This window comes from Pseudomonas sp. E1MeOHC2, from assembly GCF_058745025.1.
In genome coordinates this window covers 3,309,724-3,327,219 of sequence record NZ_CP196675.1, presented here as the reverse complement: position 1 = coordinate 3,327,219, position 17,496 = coordinate 3,309,724, and the positions used below count along the sequence as shown (strand labels likewise).

The window sequence follows — 17,496 nt, the reverse complement described above, 5'->3', positions numbered from 1 at the left end:
GTCAGTCGACGGCGGACGTCTCAATCTTGTCCAACTGGGCGGATCGGCCTGCGACACGACGCAGGTCCTGGCGCTGGGCGACTTCCTGCACCTCACGGCGCTTGACGAGGTCGGCCAGGCTGATGCCGCTGAGGAATTCATGGATCTGCTGGCTGAGATCGCACCACAAGTGGTGGGTCAGGCAGGTGTCACCGGCATGGCAATCCCCAAGGCCCTGGCAACGGGTGGCATCGACCGATTCGTTGACCGCGTCGATGACCTGCGCCACCTGGATGGTTTCCATGCCCCGCGACAGCTGATAGCCACCGCCTGGACCGCGCACACTGGATACCAGGCTGCTGCGGCGCAGCTTGGCGAACAGCTGTTCCAGATAAGAGAGGGAAATGCCCTGGCGCTCGGAAATGTCGGCCAAAGACACCGGCCCATGCTGCGCGTGCAACGCCAAGTCAAGCATGGCTGTCACGGCGTATCGGCCTTTGGTAGTCAGTCGCATGGCTATTGGGTACCACGGGAGTTACAGGATGTGAGCGAGTATGCGATTCCCGAGCATTTAAGTCAACTATTAGACCTACTGCTTTAGTCGGGTTTTGCGTCGGGAGGCGGGCGCGATTGTAGCAGACGAGGGGCGTGAGCACACGCCCCGTATGTCACTATGATTTCAGCGCGGCGCGATCAATGCGACTGAGTGTCGCGCTGGGCGCCCTGGGCAACTTCGGTGAAATCGTCTTCCGGCAGTGCCGGCAACTCCTTGGCGCAGTAGTCACTGCCCATCTTGGTCAGCGCACCGCACATGCCTTCCAGGCGCTCATCGACCGCTTGCAGATGGTCGAGCATCTGGCCGATGGCGCGCGCAACCGGGTCGGGCATGTCGCCACTGACGCCATAGGCATCGAAGCCGATCTTCTCGGCCATGGCTTTGCGCCGGGCTTCGACTTCGGTCTCTTCGCTCTTGACGATAATGCGGCCTGGGATGCCGACGGCGGTCGCCCCTGCCGGCACCGCCTTGGTGACCACGGCGTTGGAGCCGATCTTGGCCCCGGCACCGACCGTGAACGGGCCCAGCACTTTGGCCCCCGCCCCCACCACCACGCCGTTTTCCAGGGTCGGATGGCGCTTGCCTTTATTCCAGCTGGTACCACCCAGGGTCACGCCCTGATAAAGCGTGACATCGTCGCCAATCTCGGCGGTCTCGCCAATGACGATGCCCATGCCGTGGTCGATGAAGAAGCGCCGGCCAATGGTGGCGCCGGGGTGGATTTCGATCCCGGTCATCCAGCGCCCGAAGTTCGACACCAGCCGGGCCAGCCATTTGAAATCACGCGTCCACAAGGCATTGCCAAGCCGGTGCAGCCAGATGGCGTGCATGCCGGGGTAGCAGGTCAGCACCTCAAAGGCGTTGCGCGCAGCGGGGTCACGGTGGAATACGCTTTGAATATCTTCACGCAGACGTTCGAACATCTGTCAGCCCTTCCTTTTATGCGGTTCGCCCCGAGCCACTTTCTGGGTCTCGGTGAGGATACCGCGCAAAATGCTCATTTCCGGACGCTCGACGGAGCTTCGCCCATACAAACGGCGCAGGCGCGCCATCAGGTGCTTGGGCTTCTCGGGGTCAAGGAAGCCGATGTCCACCAGGGTCTTTTCCAGGTGGTCGTAGAACAGCTCCATTTCGTCCATGGTCGCCAGCTCGCTGGCGTCGACCTTCTCGACTTTGGCCGGTGCATCCTCGGCCGCCAGCCAGGCCATGCGCACCTCATAAGAGAGCACCTGGACAGCGGCAGCCAGATTCAGCGAGCTGAAGTCGGGGTTCGAGGGAATGTGCACGTGGAAGTGACATCGCTGCAGTTCTTCGTTGGTCAGGCCGGCGTGCTCGCGACCGAACACCAGGGCGATTTCCTCGCCGCCCAGCGCATGCCCCACAGCCTTGGCCCCGCATTCGCGAGGGTCGATCAGCGGCCAGGGAATACTGCGCTCGCGGGCACTGGTGCCCATCACCAGGTTACAGCCGACCAGCGCCTGCTCCAGGCTGTCGACGACCTGGGCGTTGCCCAGCACATCGTCGGCGCCCGAGGCACGCGCACTGGCTTCGGCAGCGGGAAACTCTTTCGGCTGCACCAGCACCAGACGCGACAAGCCCATGTTTTTCATGGCACGCGCAGCGCCGCCGATGTTGCCGGGGTGGCTGGTATTGACCAGAACAACACGAATATTTTGCAGCACGGTGTTGTGCTCTCAGAGGCAGATATCAGGGCCTTCGATCTTACAGAACCGACAGACGTAACGCCATGAAAGCAAATGTGACACTTCTGCCGTCAAAGATTTCTGCTAGAATGATCGGCTTTCTTCTTTAACATCTCCAGGTGACCCGCCCATGCAGCCTATGCTGAATATCGCCCTGCGCGCCGCTCGCAGCGCCAGTGAACTGATTTTCCGCTCCATCGAACGCCTGGATAGCATCAAGGTCGATGAGAAAGAGGCCAAGGACTACGTTTCCGAAGTCGATCGCGCCGCCGAACAGAAAATCGTCGACGCCCTGCGCAAGGCCTACCCGAACCACTCCATTCAGGGTGAAGAGACCGGCATGCACGCGGGCACCGGCGAAGAAGGCAAGGACTACCTGTGGATCATCGACCCACTGGACGGTACCACCAACTTCCTGCGTGGCATCCCTCACTTCGCCGTCAGCATCGCCTGCAAATACCGTGGCCGCCTTGAGCACGCTGTGGTTCTCGACCCGGTTCGCCAGGAAGAATTCACCGCCAGCCGTGGCCGTGGCGCCCAGCTCAATGGTCGTCGCCTGCGCGTCAGCTCGCGCACCAGCCTGGACGGCGCCCTGCTGGGTACCGGCTTCCCGTTCCGTGACAGCCAGATGGACGGCCTGGACAACTACCTGGGCATGTTCCGCGCCCTGACTGGCCAAACTGCCGGCATCCGCCGCGCGGGCTCCGCCAGCCTGGACCTGGCTTACGTCGCCGCTGGCCGTTTCGATGCCTTCTGGGAGTCGGGCCTGTCCGAGTGGGACATGGCTGCAGGCGTACTGCTGATTCAGGAAGCAGGCGGCCTGGTAAGCGACTTCAACGGTGGCCATGACTTCCTCGACAAGGGCCACATCGTCGCTGGCAACATCAAGTGTTTCAAAGCGGTACTGACGGCTATCCAGCCGCACCTGCCAGAGAGCATGAAGCGCTAAGCGCGAATTGCATTTAAAGAAGCACCCCTTGGGGTGCTTTTTTATGGGCACGCAGAGCGCTTGGCATTTAGCTGACTGTGCAACGTATTGATAAAACACCGGATCCCAGCAAACAGCCACTCAATGGCAGTTGCTATTAATTGCTGTTTCCAAGGCTGCCGTGGTCTTCTCATTCAACTCGATGCGCAGCGCTACCGCCCGCTCAACGCCAATTTGCAACGCTGGGCCGAAGCGGCTGATATCCAGGCCCAGACGAATCAACATCTTCTCGACCCCTACCGTGGTCACTGTGACAAACTGTTTTACACCACAATCTACGGCATAGTTGACGATGGCATGAATGGCCTGCGTGGTGCCCTGCGAGAAACCGAACCGATTGCCGTCAGGCAGCTCGATGGCAAAGCGGCTAAGCTCCCAGATTGTGTCGGAGCAAGGCGCAGGATGCCCATGCAGCAGCTCAGGGAACGTATGCGCCAGCATGTTCGGGCCGGTGGTCGGCAGTATCCGCCAGCAACCACACACATAGCCCTCATCGTCATTGCGGTTGATGATCATGTAATAGGGGTCGAGTGCATCGTAACCATCGATCTCCATGTCATTGATCAGCGGAATGTCCCACATCTTCTTAACTTTGAAAATACGCGCCCGAAGTTTATGCATGGCATTCAGCGCTTGTGGGTCGATGTTCGTGCGGCGATCAATGGAGATAAGCATAGTGGCAAATACCGGCAGGGGTTGGAGTTGCCGCCCACGGTATATTCACGCTGAATAAATAAAATCCTACCTAATTTGGGAGGTGGCCGAAGTTAATCAGGCTTGTTAATTTTTCGGCTTTTGCAGGATGGATTCCCGATGAAGCTACTCAATACCTCAGCTGTGCGCGAGGTCGCCCATCAAGCCATCAGCCTGCGCCTGGGGCTCAAGCAGAGCCAGACCGAGTTCTGGTCAAGATTCGGCATCAGCCAGGCCTGCGCCAGCCGCATCGAATGCACCAGCCAAGTCCCCGCCCCGGTATACATCCTGCTGCGCCTGTACCTCAGCGGCCGCCTTGAGGAAAGCGACCTGGCGCAACGCCCGAAGTAGCACTCAAGGCGTGATCGATTTTTGCTGGATGGCCTTGAGCACCGCCATCTGACGCGAGCTGACCTGAAACTTGCGGCGGATGTTCTTGAAGTGGAAGTCGATGGCCGAGGTCGTGCACGACAGGATCATCGAGATTTCCCAGGTCGTCTTGCCTGCCGCGCTCCACTGCAGCACTTCTTTTTCCCGGCTCGTCAGGTGTACCGGCGTGGAGCACTCAATGCGCGCCCTGAGCATCCCCTCCATCGCGTAATCGCGCAGCAGGGTCGCCATGGGCAAGGACTGGATCATCGCGACCGCCGCCTGCGCGCCGCTCTCGTCTGGCTTGAGACAGAGCATGCCTGCCTCGCCTCGCGGGCCATGCAAGGGCAGCGCAAGCCCTTGCTCCAAGCCATGCGCCGCGGCTTCCTCGAAGAATTCCGATTCAGAGGGACGGCAGTAGTTTTCCCGGTCCCACAGCAAGGGCCGGTTTGCATTCAGGCAATGCTGAACGACCGGGTCAACCGCAGCGTAAGACTCGGCATCGTAACGGGTACGCCACGCATCAGGGTAATCGCTGTAAATCAGCACCTGCTGATTGGCGTCAGTGGGCGCAGGCTTGAGACCGATCAGAAAGTTCGAATATCCCAGCTTGCGGGTCAAGATTTTCAGGTGAGCCAGCCAGTCCTCAAAGCGCTCCATTTCGCTGAGTTGCAGCAGCTCATCCATCACCAGTAGGGCCATTCCCTTCCTCGTAGACACCGTTTGACGGTGGTCTCATGTCGAGACAACACGCGAGGGAATATCGACTCCCTCATTCAGGTGGGTCGATAAGATAGTTACATGGCACTTTGAAATCAACGTGCGAGTAATGTCCGCCGACGAGATACACGCGCGACGCAAACGGTCGCAGACACTATTCAGTTGCCGGCGCGGCCACAACCTCCCTGTTCTGGGAGGTACCAGGCAGCGCGCGCAACCTATTTACTAGCGTGGCACCAGCCTGCACCGGCAGGCGGCACTACTTTGCACATGGACGGCACGGGAAGACACCTGAAGCTGTATTTCGGCTGACCCTCAAGGAGACCCCTGCATGTTCCAGCAACAGTTCTTTAGCATGGTTGCGCGCCATCGTGACTATCCGGCGGTCGTCGACAGCCATGGCAAAACCCGCAGCTATGGCGAATTGCTGCAGGACATCGACCAATTGCGCGCCAGGCTGCACGCCGCAGGCCTGCGTGAAGGCGACGTGGTGGCCACGCAACTGGAAAACAGCACGGGTTATGTCGCGCTGCTGTTTGCCATGGCCAGCCTTGGGCTCATTCATTGCCCTGTGAGCGTGACCAGCAGCATTCATCAGCGGGCCATGCGCCTGGGCCAGGTCGGTGCCTCCCTACTGATTACCGAAGCCGGCATCGTGCCCGCTGGCCTTGGCGTGCCAGGCTTCACCCTGCAATCGCCAACACCTGTAAACATCAAGACTCCAGCCTGGCGGGACTGCGCCGGGCTGATGCGCATGCAGGAAACCTCAGGTAGCACCGGCACCCCAAAGCTTGCGCTGTGGCGCCAGGACCGGCTGTACCGAGAAATCATGCACTGGGTCGAGAGCGCCGGCCTCGACGCCGGCGCGCGCTACCTGAACATTCATACCCTGGATGGCGGGCACGCAGTGGACCTGCATGTATTCCCGGCCTTGCTGACGGGCGCCACGCTGTATCTGGGCGATGCGGCGCAGGTGGAGAACACCCTGCGCACTCTGCACGAACAGCGCATCAGTGTGATGAGTGCACTGCCGTCGCAATACCTGGAACTGGCCCGTACCGCGCAGAGCCGTGGCATCCGCCTGCCGGCGCTGAGCAAACCCTTCTGCGGCGGCACCTACCTGGATGATCATGTGGTGCTTGAATGCGAGCGCCACCTGGGCGTGCACCTCAGGCGGATCTATGGCTCAACGGAGTTCGGCATGATCCTGGCCAACTTCGCGCCAAAACTGCAGGTCGGCTGCGGCATGCGCCCGGTGGGCGATGTCGAGGTGACGCTGGAGCCCCTGGACCCTGCACAACCGGAGGTGGGTGAAGTGATCGCTCGCTCCTCGCACCGTGGCTCTGGGTACTTCCCGCCAGCGCCCATTCCCTGCGAAGACCACGCCTATGCCACCGGTGATATCGCCCGGCGCCTGGCCGACGGCAGCTTGATGCCCATGGGCCGCGCAAGCGATGCGCTGCTGACGAAACAAGGTACCCAGTTCGCACCCGCCCTCGAAGCGCAGATTGCACAGGCCATGAAGTTCGAAGGGGTGGTGATACTGGTGGACGAGCAGGATCGTCGTCGCGCCCAGGTGGTGGTGCAGGCCAGTACGGCTGACGCCCATGAGCGGTTGGCCGATCTGACCGGGGGGCTGGAGCGACTCGGCATCTGTGCCGGTATCGCAGTGCTTGAGCGGATTCCATTGACGCCCACCGGTAAGCCGGACCGTGTGCGGCTTCGCAAGCTGTTAGCCGCTCAAGCAGTGCTGTAGGCGATCGACCGTAGGATCGCGTTTAACCAGAGCGCGATCACTGCCCCGCCTGGTTCTCACTGAGAATCAGCTTGCCATTCTTGTCCAGGGGGATGGTCGAGCCTGGCTCGTGGTCCATCTTCACCTGCCCCACCTGGTCGCCGATGGTGTACTTCACGTTGTAGCCAACGACTTTGTCACTGATGTCATTGACCGTGTTGCAGCGGGTTTGCGTCGTGGTGTAGGTGTCACGCTCCTGCATGCCTTCCTGCACCTTGTTACCGGCATAACCACCACCGACCGCACCGGCCACCGTGGCGATCTTCTTGCCGGTGCCGCCACCAATCTGGTTACCCAGCAGGCCACCGGCCAGGGCGCCCACTACGGTACCTGCGATTTGGTGCTGGTCCTTGACCGGCGCCTGACGCGTCACAGTGACATCCTTGCAGACCTCACGCGGCGTCTTGACCTGCTGCTTGATTGGCTGCACGTCGGTGACCTGGGCGTACTCCGGCCCTTTGTTCACCAAGCTGTAGGTCGCCACAGCACCTCCGGCAGTCACACCGACAGCACCCAGCACCGCACCCACCAGCATTGATTTATTCACGTGAACCTCCTGATCATACCCGCGGGGCTTGGCCCGCCTTCGCCCTGCCTTGGAGCAAAAAAAAAGGCGCGAGTTCAATACTCGCGCCTCTTGATTCGCCAAACGGCGTAGGAAAAGCCCTTACGGACGCTCGTCCACACCCTCAGCCTTGGCTGGCGGAATCAGGTCTTCGCTGTTCAGGTTCAGCCAGATCAGTACCACGTTGGCGATGTAGATCGACGAGTAGGTACCGGCCATGACACCAATGAACAGTGCCAGCGAGAAGCCGAACAGGTTGTCACCGCCGAAGAACAGCAGCGCAGCAATGGCCAACAGGGTCGAAACCGAGGTGGCGATGGTACGCAGCAGGGTCTGGGTGGTGGAGACGTTGATGTTCTCGATCAGCGAGGCCTTGCGCATCACGCGGAAGTTCTCACGCACCCGGTCGAACACGACGATGGTGTCGTTGAGCGAGTAACCGATGATCGCCAGCACCGCCGCCAGCACCGTCAGGTCGAAGGTGATCTGGAAGAACGACAGAATGCCCAGGGTCACCACCACGTCGTGGATCAGCGAGATGATCGCGCCGACGGCGAACTTCCACTGGAAGCGGAAGGCCAGGTAGATAAGGATACCGCCCAAGGCCAGGAGCATGCCCATGCCACCCTGGTCACGCAGCTCTTCACCCACCTGCGGGCCAACGAACTCGACGCGCTTGAGTGTGGCCGGGTTGTCGCCGCCGGCTTTTTGCAGTGCCGCGGCTACCTTGCTGCCCAGCTGCGGGTCATCGCCCGGCATCCGCACCAGCAGGTCGGTGGTAGCGCCAAAGCTCTGCACCACGGCTTCGTGGAAACCGGAGTCAACCAGCTCGGCACGGACCGCCTTGAGGTCGGCCGGGCGCTCGTAGGTCAGCTCGATGAGCGTACCGCCGGTGAAGTCCAAACCGAAGTTCAGGCCCTTCTGCCACCAGCTGAACAACGCCAGGACGGTGAGGAGCACAGTGATGGCGAACGCGACATTGCGCACGCCCATGAAGTTGATGGTTTTCATCGCAGCTCCCTCAAACCCACAGCTTCTTGATGTCACGCCCGCCGCAGGTCAGGTTGACCATTGCACGGGTCACCATGACGGCGGTGAACATCGAGGTGAAAATCCCGAGGGACATGGTGACCGCAAAGCCCTTGACCGGGCCGGTACCCATGGCGAACAGGATGCCGCCGACCAGCAGGCTGGTCAGGTTGGCGTCGATGATCGCGGTATAGGCGCGGTTGAAACCTTCATGGATGGCGCGCTGCACCGACATGCCGGCTTTGAGCTCCTCACGAATCCGCGAGAAGATCAGCACGTTGGCGTCCACCGCCATACCCATGGTCAACACGATACCGGCGATACCCGGCAGGGTCAGGGTCGCACCCAGCAGCGACATCAATGCCAGCAGCAAGACCATGTTGCCCGCCAGGGCGATGGTGGCGATCACGCCGAAGCCGCGGTAGATGGCGATGATGAACAGCGAGACGAACAGCATGCCCCACAGCGACGCATCAATACCCTTGGTGATGTTGTCCGCACCCAGGCTTGGGCCAATGGTACGTTCTTCAGCGAAGTACATCGGTGCGGCCAGACCACCGGCACGCAGCAGCAGCGCCAGTTCGGACGATTCGCCCTGGCCGTTCAGGCCGGTGATGCGGAACTGGCTGCCCAGTGGCGACTGGATGGTCGCCAGGCTGATGATCTTCTTCTCTTCCTGGAAGCTCTGTACCGCCACTTCCTTCTCGACGCCGTCGACGGTCTGCTTGACGTAGCGGGTAACCGGCTTCTGCTCGATGAAGATCACCGCCATGCTGCGGCCGACGTTGCTGCGCGTGGCGCGGCTCATCAGCTCGCCGCCGTGGCCATCCAGGCGGATATTCACCTGCGGGCGGCCATGCTCGTCGAAGCTGGCCTGGGCGTCGGTGACCTGGTCACCGGTGATGATCAGGCCACGCTCGACCGGGGCGGAACGGCCGCCCTCACGGAACTCGAAGACCTCGGTGGTCGCCTTGGACGCACCCGGTTCGGCGCCGAAGCGGAACTCCAGGTTGGCAGTCTTGCCGAGGATACGCTTGGCTTCGGCAGTGTCCTGCACGCCTGGCAGCTCGACCACGATACGGTTGGCGCCCTGGCGTTGAACCAGCGGCTCGGCCACGCCCAGCTCGTTGACACGGTTACGGACGGTGGTCAGGTTCTGCTTGATCGAGTATTCGCGGATCTCGGCAACTTTCGCCTGAGTCAGCGCCAGACGCAGCACGGCGAGGTCATTGCGCTCGGTGGCGGTCAGGTCGAAATCATTGAAATTCTTGCGGATCAGGGCGCGTGCCTGTTCGCGGGTTGCATCGTCAGAGAAGCCCAGCATGATGCCGCCATCCTGCTGAGGCAGGCTGCGGTAGCGGATGCGCTCTTTGCGCAGGAGGGTCTTGACCTCGCCTTCATAGACTTTCATGCGGGCGGTCATGGCCTTGTCCATGTCCACTTCCAGCAGGAAGTGCACACCACCGGACAGGTCCAGGCCCAGTTTCATCGGGCTTGCACCCAGGTTGCGCAGCCATTGCGGAGTGGTCTGAGCCAGGTTCAGGGCCACGACGTAATCATCGCCCAGTGCCTTGCGCACTACATCCTTGGCCGGAAGCTGGTCTTCCTGGTTGGTCAGGCGAATCAGCGCACTGCCCTTCTCACCCAGGCTACCGCCCTTGACGGTGATACCCGCATCGGTCAGCGCCTTGGTAACGCGATCGAGGTCGGCCTGGCTTACCTGCAGCGCCGAACTGGCACCACTGACTTGCACCGCCGGATCATCTGGGTAGAGGTTGGGAGCGGAATAAATAAAACCGATCGCCAGTACCAGCAAGATCAGTGCGTATTTCCACAGAGGGTATTTGTTCAGCATCACGCCGCCCGTTCAAGACGCGGGGCGCGTTGCGCGCCCCGACTGGAAAAATAAAACCGGTAACTCAGATAGCCTTGAGCGTACCTTTTGGCAGGGTCGCGGCGATGGCGCCCTTCTGGAACTTCAGCTCGACGGTGTCGGAAACTTCCAGCACCACGAAGTCATCGGTAACTTTGACGATCTTGCCGGCGATGCCGCCGTTGGTGACAACTTCGTCACCTTTTTGCAAGTTGCCCAGCAGGTTCTTCTGCTCTTTGGCGCGCTTGGCCTGAGGGCGCCAGATCATCAGGTAGAAGATGACCAGGAAGCCGACCAGGAAGATCCACTCGAAACCGGTACCGGCTGGGCCGGCGGCGGGTGCAGCTGCGTCCGCGTAAGCGGCGGGAATCAGAAAGCTCATGAGGCACTCCATTACTGAATTTTAATATTTAAGTGCTGACAGTCAGCCCAAGGGCGGCACAGGCAGCCCGCGCTTGGCGTAGAAGGCGTCGACAAAGGCGGCCAATTTACCCTGTTGAATAGCCTCGCGTAAACCGGCCATCAAGCGCTGGTAATGGCGCAAGTTGTGGATGGTATTCAGCATGCTGCTCAACATTTCGCCGCATTTGTCCAGGTGATGGAGATACGCGCGGGAGAAGTTGGTGCAGGTGTAGCAATCACAGGTCGGATCCAGCGGCGATTCATCGTGGCGATGGAACGCGTTGCGGATCTTGATTACCCCTGTATCGACGAACAGATGGCCGTTGCGCGCGTTACGCGTCGGCATCACGCAATCGAACATGTCGACGCCGCGGCGCACACCCTCAACGAGATCTTCCGGTTTGCCTACCCCCATAAGGTAACGAGGTTTGTCAGCGGGCATCTGATCCGGCAGGTAGTCCAGCACCTTGATCATCTCGTGCTTGGGCTCACCCACCGACAGGCCGCCGATGGCCAGGCCGTCGAAGCCGATGTTTTCCAGGCCTTCCAGCGAGCGCATGCGCAGGTCCTGGTACATGCCGCCCTGGACGATGCCGAACAGCGCCGCGGTGTTGTCGGCATGGGCGTTTTTCGAGCGCTGGGCCCAACGCAGCGACAGCTCCATGGAGGTGCGCGCCACGTCGTGCTCGGCCGGGTAAGGGGTGCACTCGTCGAAAATCATCACCACGTCCGAGCCCAGGTCACGCTGGACCTGCATGGACTCTTCTGGGCCCATGAACACCTTGGAGCCGTCGACGGGCGAGGCGAAGGTCACGCCTTCCTCTTTGATCTTGCGCATGGCGCCCAGGCTGAATACCTGGAAGCCACCGGAGTCGGTGAGGATCGGGCCTTTCCACTGCATGAAGTCGTGCAGGCCGTTGTGCTTCTTGATCACCTCGGTACCCGGGCGCAGCCACAGGTGGAAGGTGTTGCCCAGGATCATCTCGGCGCCGATGGCCTCGATGTCGCGCGGCAGCATGCCCTTGACCGTGCCATAGGTGCCGACCGGCATGAACGCCGGGGTTTCCACGGTGCCACGAGGGAAGGTGATGCGACCACGACGGGCCTTGCCGTCGGTGGCCAGCAGTTCGAAGGACATTCGACAGGTGCGACTCATGCTTGATCCTCGGGCCCGCGTGGCGCCGGATTGCGGGTGATGAACATGGCATCACCGTAACTGAAGAAGCGGTACCCCTGCTCGACCGCCGCCGCGTAGGCGGCCATGGTCTCGGGGTAGCCGGCGAAGGCCGAGACCAGCATCAGCAGCGTGGACTCCGGCAGGTGGAAATTGGTGACCAGGGCATCGACCACATGGAACGGCCGGCCCGGGAAGATGAAAATATCGGTATCGCCACTGAACGCCTTGAGCACGCCATCGCGCGCCGCGCTTTCCAGCGAACGCACGCTGGTGGTGCCCACGGCAACCACGCGCCCGCCACGGGCACGGCAGGCCTCGACGGCATCCACCACATCCTGGCTCACTTCGAGCCACTCTTTATGCATGTGATGGTCTTCGATCTTGTCGACCCGCACCGGCTGGAAGGTGCCCGCGCCGACGTGCAGGGTCACGAAGGCCCGCTCCACGCCCTTGGCGGCGATCTTTTCCAGCAGCGCTTCGTCGAAGTGCAGGCCGGCCGTTGGTGCAGCTACAGCACCGGCACGCTCGGCGTAGACGGTCTGGTAACGCTCACGGTCGGCGCCTTCGTCGGGGCGGTCGATGTAAGGTGGCAGCGGCATGTGCCCGACGCGTTCGAGCAGTGGCAGCACCTCTTCGGTGAAGCGCAGCTCGAACAGCGTGTCGTGGCGCGCGACCATTTCGGCCTCGCCACCGCCATCGATGAGAATCTGCGCACCGACCTTGGGTGCCTTGCTGGAGCGCACATGCGCCAGCACCCGGTGGCTGTCGAGCACGCGCTCGACCAGCACTTCCAGCTTGCCGCCGGAGGCTTTCTGGCCAAACAACCGCGCCGGGATCACCCGGGTGTTGTTGAAGACCATCAGGTCGCCGGGGCGCAGGTAGTCGAGCAAATCGGTGAATTGCTGATGTACCAACGCGCCGCTCGGCCCATCGAGGACCAGCAGACGGCTGCCATGGCGCTCGGCCAAAGGGTGGCGGGCGATCAGGGAATCGGGGAGTTCGAAGGAAAAATCGGCGACGCGCATGATGATGTTCGGTTCGGCAGGGCCGGGAAGTTTAGCCCAATGTGTGAAAATTGACCATGAAACCCGATTGACCGACCGAAGGCACCTCTCTATACTGCGCGCCACTGCCCTGATGGCGGAATTGGTAGACGCGGCGGATTCAAAATCCGTTTTCGAAAGGAGTGGGAGTTCGAGTCTCCCTCGGGGCACCAAGATCCGGAAAAAACCGACCTTATGGTCGGTTTTTTTTCGCCTGAATTTTGGCTGGCTGCGCGGTGTTTGATTTTGTTCCGGGTCGGCATCAGGTACGCGCCATGGCATTGCATTATGGCTAACAGGCGCATGCCTTCAGATCTGCAGCGTTCTCAAGAACGAGCGCCGCCCGCGCGGCGCTCGATCTAAAATGCACTACTAGAGCCGCGGCAAGCACTTCTCAGGCCCACAACTCAGGCTGCCAACGACGAAAATGCCCAGGCCAGCCAGTCACTCGCTATGACCTGGCTTTGTGCTCTGGTCGCCATGTTTACCAAGGGCCGATCTCGTTTCACCAGTCATAGGTCAGGTTTGCGGTGACCGTTCTTCCCTGCCCATAGGTGCACTCCCACACACCGGAGCACCGGCTTACGTAACGTTTGTCATCGATGTTCTCGACATTGGCCTGAATACGCACGCCCTTGATTGCCAAAGGTGATTTCTCCAGGTCGTAAGCGATCATGCCGTCATAGACCGAGTACGACGGGACATCGAATTCACGGTAGGCCCTGCTCGTCCCGGGGCTGCTACGCACGTAACGAACGCCAACCCCAAAACCCAGGCCGCGCAGGCTGCTGCTCTCTGGCATCTTGTAATCCAGCCATGTAGCAGCAGTCAGTGGCGATATACCTACCGGATGGCGACCTTTCATCTCGTCGTTGTCCTTGGTGTACTCGGTGTCGACACGCGAGACCGAGGCGATAAGATTGAGGTTGCGGGTCAGCTCAGCTTTGCCTTCGATCTCCAGGCCAGTCGAGCGCAATTCACCCGATTGGTTGCTGTAGCCCAAATGAACCGAGTCCGCCGTCAGGACATTCCTGCGGTCAATCTGATAAGCCGACACCTGCACGAAACTGTTGGAACCTGGCGGCTGATACTTGATACCCACTTCGTATTGCTTGCCAGTCGATGCATCGAAGGTATTGTGGTGAAAGTCAGTGCCGGTATTGGGCTGGAATGACTCGGAATAGCTGAAGTATGGGGTGATACCGTTGTCGAACAGGTAGCCGAAGCCGACACGACCAGAGAACTTCTCATCCTTGATGCTGTTGTCGACTTTGTACAGAGGTTGCTTGTTTTCAGTTACAGCCCAGTCATAACGGCCACCGATGGTCAGGAACCAGCGTTCCCACTTGATCTGGTCCTGCAGGTACAACCCGGTCTGGCGGATGGTGTTATCCCAGGTATTCTCGGCAACCAGGCTGAAATCGACTGGCTGACCATAAACCGGGTTGTACAGATCAATACCGGGCGGGTTGTTCTGGTAGCGGCCGAGGAACCTGGAATTGAAGTGGTAGTAGTCGGCCCCCAACAGCAGCGTGTGGTCGACCTCGCCCGTTTTGAATACGGCCTGGGCGGTGTTGTCGATGCCATAGACCTTGTTGGTCTGCGCCCAGTCGATGGCGTAGCGGCCAATCGAGCTCAGGTCGTTTGCACCACTGACCTGGTTGGGGATGAACTCGTAGCCGTGCAGCAAGGATACAAAGCGGTCGTCGACATAGGCATAGCGCGCGTTCTGCTTGAGCGTCCAGACCTCGTTCAGCTCGTGGGCAACCTCATAGCCGAGGGTGTACTGATCTCGGTCGTAGGACGCATAGTTGGGCTCACCAATGAAGCGGTCGCGGTCGATAGTGCCGTTGGGGTTGGCCAATACCGTGCCCCACACAGGGAGACCCTGCGGCTCGGGTGTGTCGTTATCCTTCTGAAAATGGCCGTAGAACGTCAGGGTGGTGCGGTCGTTGACGTTCCAGGTGAAACTTGGAGCAAGGGTCATGCGTTTCTGGTCGGCATAGTCGACTTCCGAATTCACGTCGCTGACCACCCCGGTAAGGCGATACAGAAAAGTACCCTGTTCGTCGAGCGGGCCGCCAAGGTCGAAGGCACCATACTTGCGATCATGGCTACCCGCCCCCAGTTTGACCGAGCGCAAGGTTTCGGCTGTGGGGCGCTTTGATACCATGTTGACGATGCCCCCCGGCTGGTTTTGGCCATACAGCACGGAAGCCGGCCCTTTGAGTACTTCGACGCGTTCGAGCAGGTAGGGGTCGATCTGCAGGGCGCCGCCGGTACTGCCGCCGCCGTAGGGCAGGTGCAAGCCGTCCAGATACATGGGCGTAGCGTTGAACCCCCGCGAGGTGGGTTCGTCAAACGCCTTGACCCGTGCCGAGAAGCCATCGACTTGTATGCCGGGTGTATAGCGCAAGGCCTCGCTGACCGAGAGTGAGCCACGCGCCTTCATTTCGTCCTGGGTGATGACGTTGATGGTCTGCGGGGTTTCCAGGATAGACGTATCGGTCTTGGTGGCTGTGGCAGTGCGCTTGGCGACATACCCGTCCACCGGGCCGTAAGCTGACTCGCCCTGTGCGTTTACATTAGTCGCCCCAAGCTCCAGGGCCGTACCGTCCTGCGGCAACGGCTGCAGGCCGTACACGTTGCCCCCGCGAGGTATGGCCTGCAGGCCGGTCCCGGCAAGCAGCCTTTGAAACCCTTCTTCAATTCCGTATTGCCCCTGTAGACCAGGGCTGGTAAGCCCTCGCGTCAGTTCCGAGGTGTATTGCAGGGTAATTCCCCCTTCACTGGCAAACCGGCCAAGTACCTGGGCCAGGCTCCCGGAGGCGATGCTGTAGCCGTGCTGCGCCTTTTCAGGCGCAGCCAATGCTGATGCACCGCTGCCCTGCAGGGCAATGGCCAGGGCACTGAGGGCGAGGACGCGTCGATAGCTGGATGCACGCGGTTTACCCATGATCGGATCGGTCGTTAAACGCGTTGAACTAGAGCGGATCATTGAGAAATTGTCCCTATGTATGTGGCAGTTCCACAGGTAAGGACTGACGAATTGGCAAAACGGGCCAATTCTCATTAACGCGCGGTGACGGTCACCCAGTACCGGGTCCGGTAATCGACCTGAACCGGCAACGTGGCGGGCAATGCGGCCAGGATGGCGTCGGTATTGTCCAACTGGAACGCACCGCTGAGCAGCAGCTGCCCTACATCGGCCTGGCAGCGAAGCCAGCCCGGTCGATACCGGCCCAGCTCGCTGAGGAATTCGCGCAGCGGCATTTCGTCGACCACCAATTGGCCACGCGTCCACTGGCTGTCTTGTTCACGTGCAACCGCCAGGGCGCCCTGGCCCCAGGCGTCGAAGGTAATCTGCTGACCGGCATCGAGGGTTGGTTCTGGACCATGAGTCGGTATTACCCGCACCGCCCCCTCAAGCACGGACAGTTGAGTAGCGCCCTCTCGCTGGCGGACCACGAAGCGAGTACCCAGGGCTTCCATCAGGCCTTGCTCGCTGGCTACGCGCAATGGCCGGTGATGAGCGCTGAGGGTATCGGGCCCACTGTCCACCAGAATTTCGCCACGGCGCAGGCTTATCAGGCGTTGATGCGCATCGAAATCTACATCCACTGCGGTGTCGGTGTTCAGGTCCAGAACCGTACCGTCGGCCAGTGTCAGCTGCTTGCGTTGGCCAACGCGGGTGGCATAGGCCTGCTGAGGCACAAGCTGGCGGTAACCTGCATAACCAAGCGGGGCAACGATAGCCAGCGCCAGCAGTTGCTTGATCATTTGTCGACGTTCACGGTTCAGGGTACCCATGGCCAACTGCTGCGGCAGCAGCCCCAACTGTGCCCGCACCCGCTGCGCCTTCTGCCAGGCCCGCTCGTGCTCGGGCGCCGCCGCGCGCCAGCGGGCACAGGCATCACGCTGGGCCACGCTGATCGCTTCGTCGAGCATCAGCATGTGCCAGTGGGCCGCTTGCCGTGCCACTTCCGGGGTGATTCGGTTTTGCTGGCTGAGCATCAGAAGTCGTCGTCGAACAGGATGCAGGCTTCCAGGGCGTTGGCCATGTGCCGCTTGACCGTGCGCTCGCCGATGCCCAGGCGGCGCGCCACCTCGACATAGGTCAGGCCCTCCAGTTGCACCAACAGGAACACCGAGCGCACGACCGGTTTGAAGGTGTCGAGCAATGCGTCCAACTGCTGCAGCGTTTCGCGCATTGACCACTGTTCCTCGGCAGATAGCGCAAACAGTTCTGGCAGTTGCGCGAGCATTTCGAGGTAGGCGCGCTCCAGCGACTGGCGGCGAAAATGGTCGTATACCAGACGTCGGCTTACCGTTGCGAGATAGGCACGCGGCCTTTGCAGGCTTAGGCTTGCCCCCGCTTTCTGCTGCGCCTGAAGGATCCGCAGAAAAGTGTCCTGTGCCAGGTCAGCGGCCTGGGCAGAGCAACCCAGCCGACGGTAAAGCCACTGCTTGAGCCATCCGTTGTGCTCTGCGTAGACCTGACTCAGATCATCGTTCATCACGGGTATCCCTCCGAGGCGAGGATGGCACCTTAGATGATAACGATTATCAAATCAATCCAGGCGGGCTTTGCCTTCGCCAAGAAC

At 60.7% G+C, this 17,496-nt stretch carries 17 protein-coding genes and 1 tRNA gene; 4 read left to right on the top strand and 14 right to left on the bottom strand.

All coding sequences use genetic code 11. From position 1 onward, the window contains the following. Window position 1 precedes the first annotated feature (1 nt). The 3 genes from iscR to trmJ all read right to left on the bottom strand — a co-directional run bounded on the left by iscR (window position 2) and on the right by trmJ (window position 2,217). Window positions 2–493 carry a Fe-S cluster assembly transcriptional regulator IscR gene (gene iscR, locus ACSSU5_RS15015; RefSeq protein WP_027595541.1) on the bottom strand — a complete coding sequence of 164 codons (492 nt, stop codon included), beginning with the start codon at window positions 491–493 and terminating at the stop codon, window positions 2–4. 179 nt (window positions 494–672) lie between these two features. Beyond that, the gene (gene cysE, locus ACSSU5_RS15010) at window positions 673–1,458 is read right to left on the bottom strand and encodes a serine O-acetyltransferase (protein WP_264310216.1); all 786 of its coding nucleotides are present in this window, start codon (window positions 1,456–1,458) and stop codon (window positions 673–675) included. Between the two features lie 3 nt (window positions 1,459–1,461). Continuing rightward, entirely contained in the window at window positions 1,462–2,217 is a 756-nt protein-coding gene (gene trmJ, locus ACSSU5_RS15005; RefSeq protein WP_492559192.1) for a tRNA (cytosine(32)/uridine(32)-2'-O)-methyltransferase TrmJ, read from the bottom strand. 151 nt (window positions 2,218–2,368) lie between these two features. On the opposite strand from trmJ, the gene suhB reads away from it, so the two are divergent. After that, window positions 2,369–3,187 (top strand): type III secretion system regulator SuhB, encoded by an 819-nt coding sequence (gene suhB, locus ACSSU5_RS15000; protein ID WP_264310218.1) that lies wholly within the window; start codon window positions 2,369–2,371, stop codon window positions 3,185–3,187. A gap of 120 nt (window positions 3,188–3,307) precedes the next feature. On the opposite strand, the gene ACSSU5_RS14995 is transcribed toward suhB, so the two are convergent. After that, window positions 3,308–3,901: an acyl-homoserine-lactone synthase gene (locus ACSSU5_RS14995; protein ID WP_264310219.1), complete on the bottom strand. Its 594-nt coding sequence runs from the start codon at window positions 3,899–3,901 to the stop codon at window positions 3,308–3,310. A gap of 138 nt (window positions 3,902–4,039) precedes the next feature. Here ACSSU5_RS14995 and ACSSU5_RS14990 point away from each other — a divergent pair, with 138 nt between their 5' ends. After that, the gene (locus ACSSU5_RS14990) at window positions 4,040–4,270 is read left to right on the top strand and encodes a hypothetical protein (RefSeq protein ID WP_264310220.1); all 231 of its coding nucleotides are present in this window, start codon (window positions 4,040–4,042) and stop codon (window positions 4,268–4,270) included. A gap of 3 nt (window positions 4,271–4,273) precedes the next feature. Here the strand turns inward: ACSSU5_RS14990 and ACSSU5_RS14985 are convergent, their stop codons facing one another. Next, window positions 4,274–4,990, bottom strand: a complete 717-nt coding sequence (locus tag ACSSU5_RS14985) for a helix-turn-helix transcriptional regulator (RefSeq protein ID WP_492559191.1) — start codon at window positions 4,988–4,990, stop codon at window positions 4,274–4,276. Between the two features lie 349 nt (window positions 4,991–5,339). Here ACSSU5_RS14985 and ACSSU5_RS14980 point away from each other — a divergent pair, with 349 nt between their 5' ends. Continuing rightward, a complete protein-coding gene (locus ACSSU5_RS14980; protein WP_264310222.1) occupies window positions 5,340–6,764 on the top strand; it encodes a class I adenylate-forming enzyme family protein in 1,425 nt (474 codons plus the stop codon). A gap of 37 nt (window positions 6,765–6,801) precedes the next feature. On the opposite strand, the gene ACSSU5_RS14975 is transcribed toward ACSSU5_RS14980, so the two are convergent. From ACSSU5_RS14975 to queA, 6 genes are all read right to left on the bottom strand, one after another. Next, window positions 6,802–7,350: a glycine zipper 2TM domain-containing protein gene (locus ACSSU5_RS14975; RefSeq protein WP_264310223.1), complete on the bottom strand. Its 549-nt coding sequence runs from the start codon at window positions 7,348–7,350 to the stop codon at window positions 6,802–6,804. 120 nt (window positions 7,351–7,470) lie between these two features. After that, window positions 7,471–8,379: a protein translocase subunit SecF gene (secF, locus tag ACSSU5_RS14970; RefSeq protein ID WP_264310224.1), complete on the bottom strand. Its 909-nt coding sequence runs from the start codon at window positions 8,377–8,379 to the stop codon at window positions 7,471–7,473. A gap of 10 nt (window positions 8,380–8,389) precedes the next feature. Then, the gene (secD, locus tag ACSSU5_RS14965) at window positions 8,390–10,252 is read right to left on the bottom strand and encodes a protein translocase subunit SecD (RefSeq protein ID WP_264310225.1); all 1,863 of its coding nucleotides are present in this window, start codon (window positions 10,250–10,252) and stop codon (window positions 8,390–8,392) included. 64 nt (window positions 10,253–10,316) lie between these two features. Further along, window positions 10,317–10,652, bottom strand: coding sequence for a preprotein translocase subunit YajC (yajC, locus tag ACSSU5_RS14960; RefSeq protein WP_027595530.1), 336 nt, complete (start codon window positions 10,650–10,652; stop codon window positions 10,317–10,319). Window positions 10,653–10,694: 42 nt separating this feature from the next. Then, window positions 10,695–11,810, bottom strand: coding sequence for a tRNA guanosine(34) transglycosylase Tgt (gene tgt, locus ACSSU5_RS14955; RefSeq protein WP_077068621.1), 1,116 nt, complete (start codon window positions 11,808–11,810; stop codon window positions 10,695–10,697). A 14-nt stretch (window positions 11,811–11,824) separates the two neighbouring features. Further along, entirely contained in the window at window positions 11,825–12,874 is a 1,050-nt protein-coding gene (queA, locus tag ACSSU5_RS14950; RefSeq protein WP_264310226.1) for a tRNA preQ1(34) S-adenosylmethionine ribosyltransferase-isomerase QueA, read from the bottom strand. A gap of 106 nt (window positions 12,875–12,980) precedes the next feature. Between queA and ACSSU5_RS14945 the strand changes: the two genes are divergently transcribed. Beyond that, window positions 12,981–13,065: transfer RNA gene (locus ACSSU5_RS14945), tRNA-Leu, on the top strand. A 332-nt stretch (window positions 13,066–13,397) separates the two neighbouring features. On the opposite strand, the gene ACSSU5_RS14940 is transcribed toward ACSSU5_RS14945, so the two are convergent. The 3 genes from ACSSU5_RS14940 to ACSSU5_RS14930 form a co-directional block, all read right to left on the bottom strand. Further along, a complete protein-coding gene (locus ACSSU5_RS14940; protein ID WP_492559190.1) occupies window positions 13,398–15,848 on the bottom strand; it encodes a TonB-dependent siderophore receptor in 2,451 nt (816 codons plus the stop codon). Window positions 15,849–15,964: 116 nt separating this feature from the next. After that, window positions 15,965–16,906 (bottom strand): FecR domain-containing protein, encoded by a 942-nt coding sequence (locus ACSSU5_RS14935; RefSeq protein ID WP_264310228.1) that lies wholly within the window; start codon window positions 16,904–16,906, stop codon window positions 15,965–15,967. Further along, window positions 16,906–17,409: a sigma-70 family RNA polymerase sigma factor gene (locus tag ACSSU5_RS14930; RefSeq protein ID WP_264310229.1), complete on the bottom strand. Its 504-nt coding sequence runs from the start codon at window positions 17,407–17,409 to the stop codon at window positions 16,906–16,908. Before ACSSU5_RS14930 ends, ACSSU5_RS14935 begins: the two co-directional genes overlap by 1 nt. Window positions 17,410–17,496: the final 87 nt, after the last annotated feature.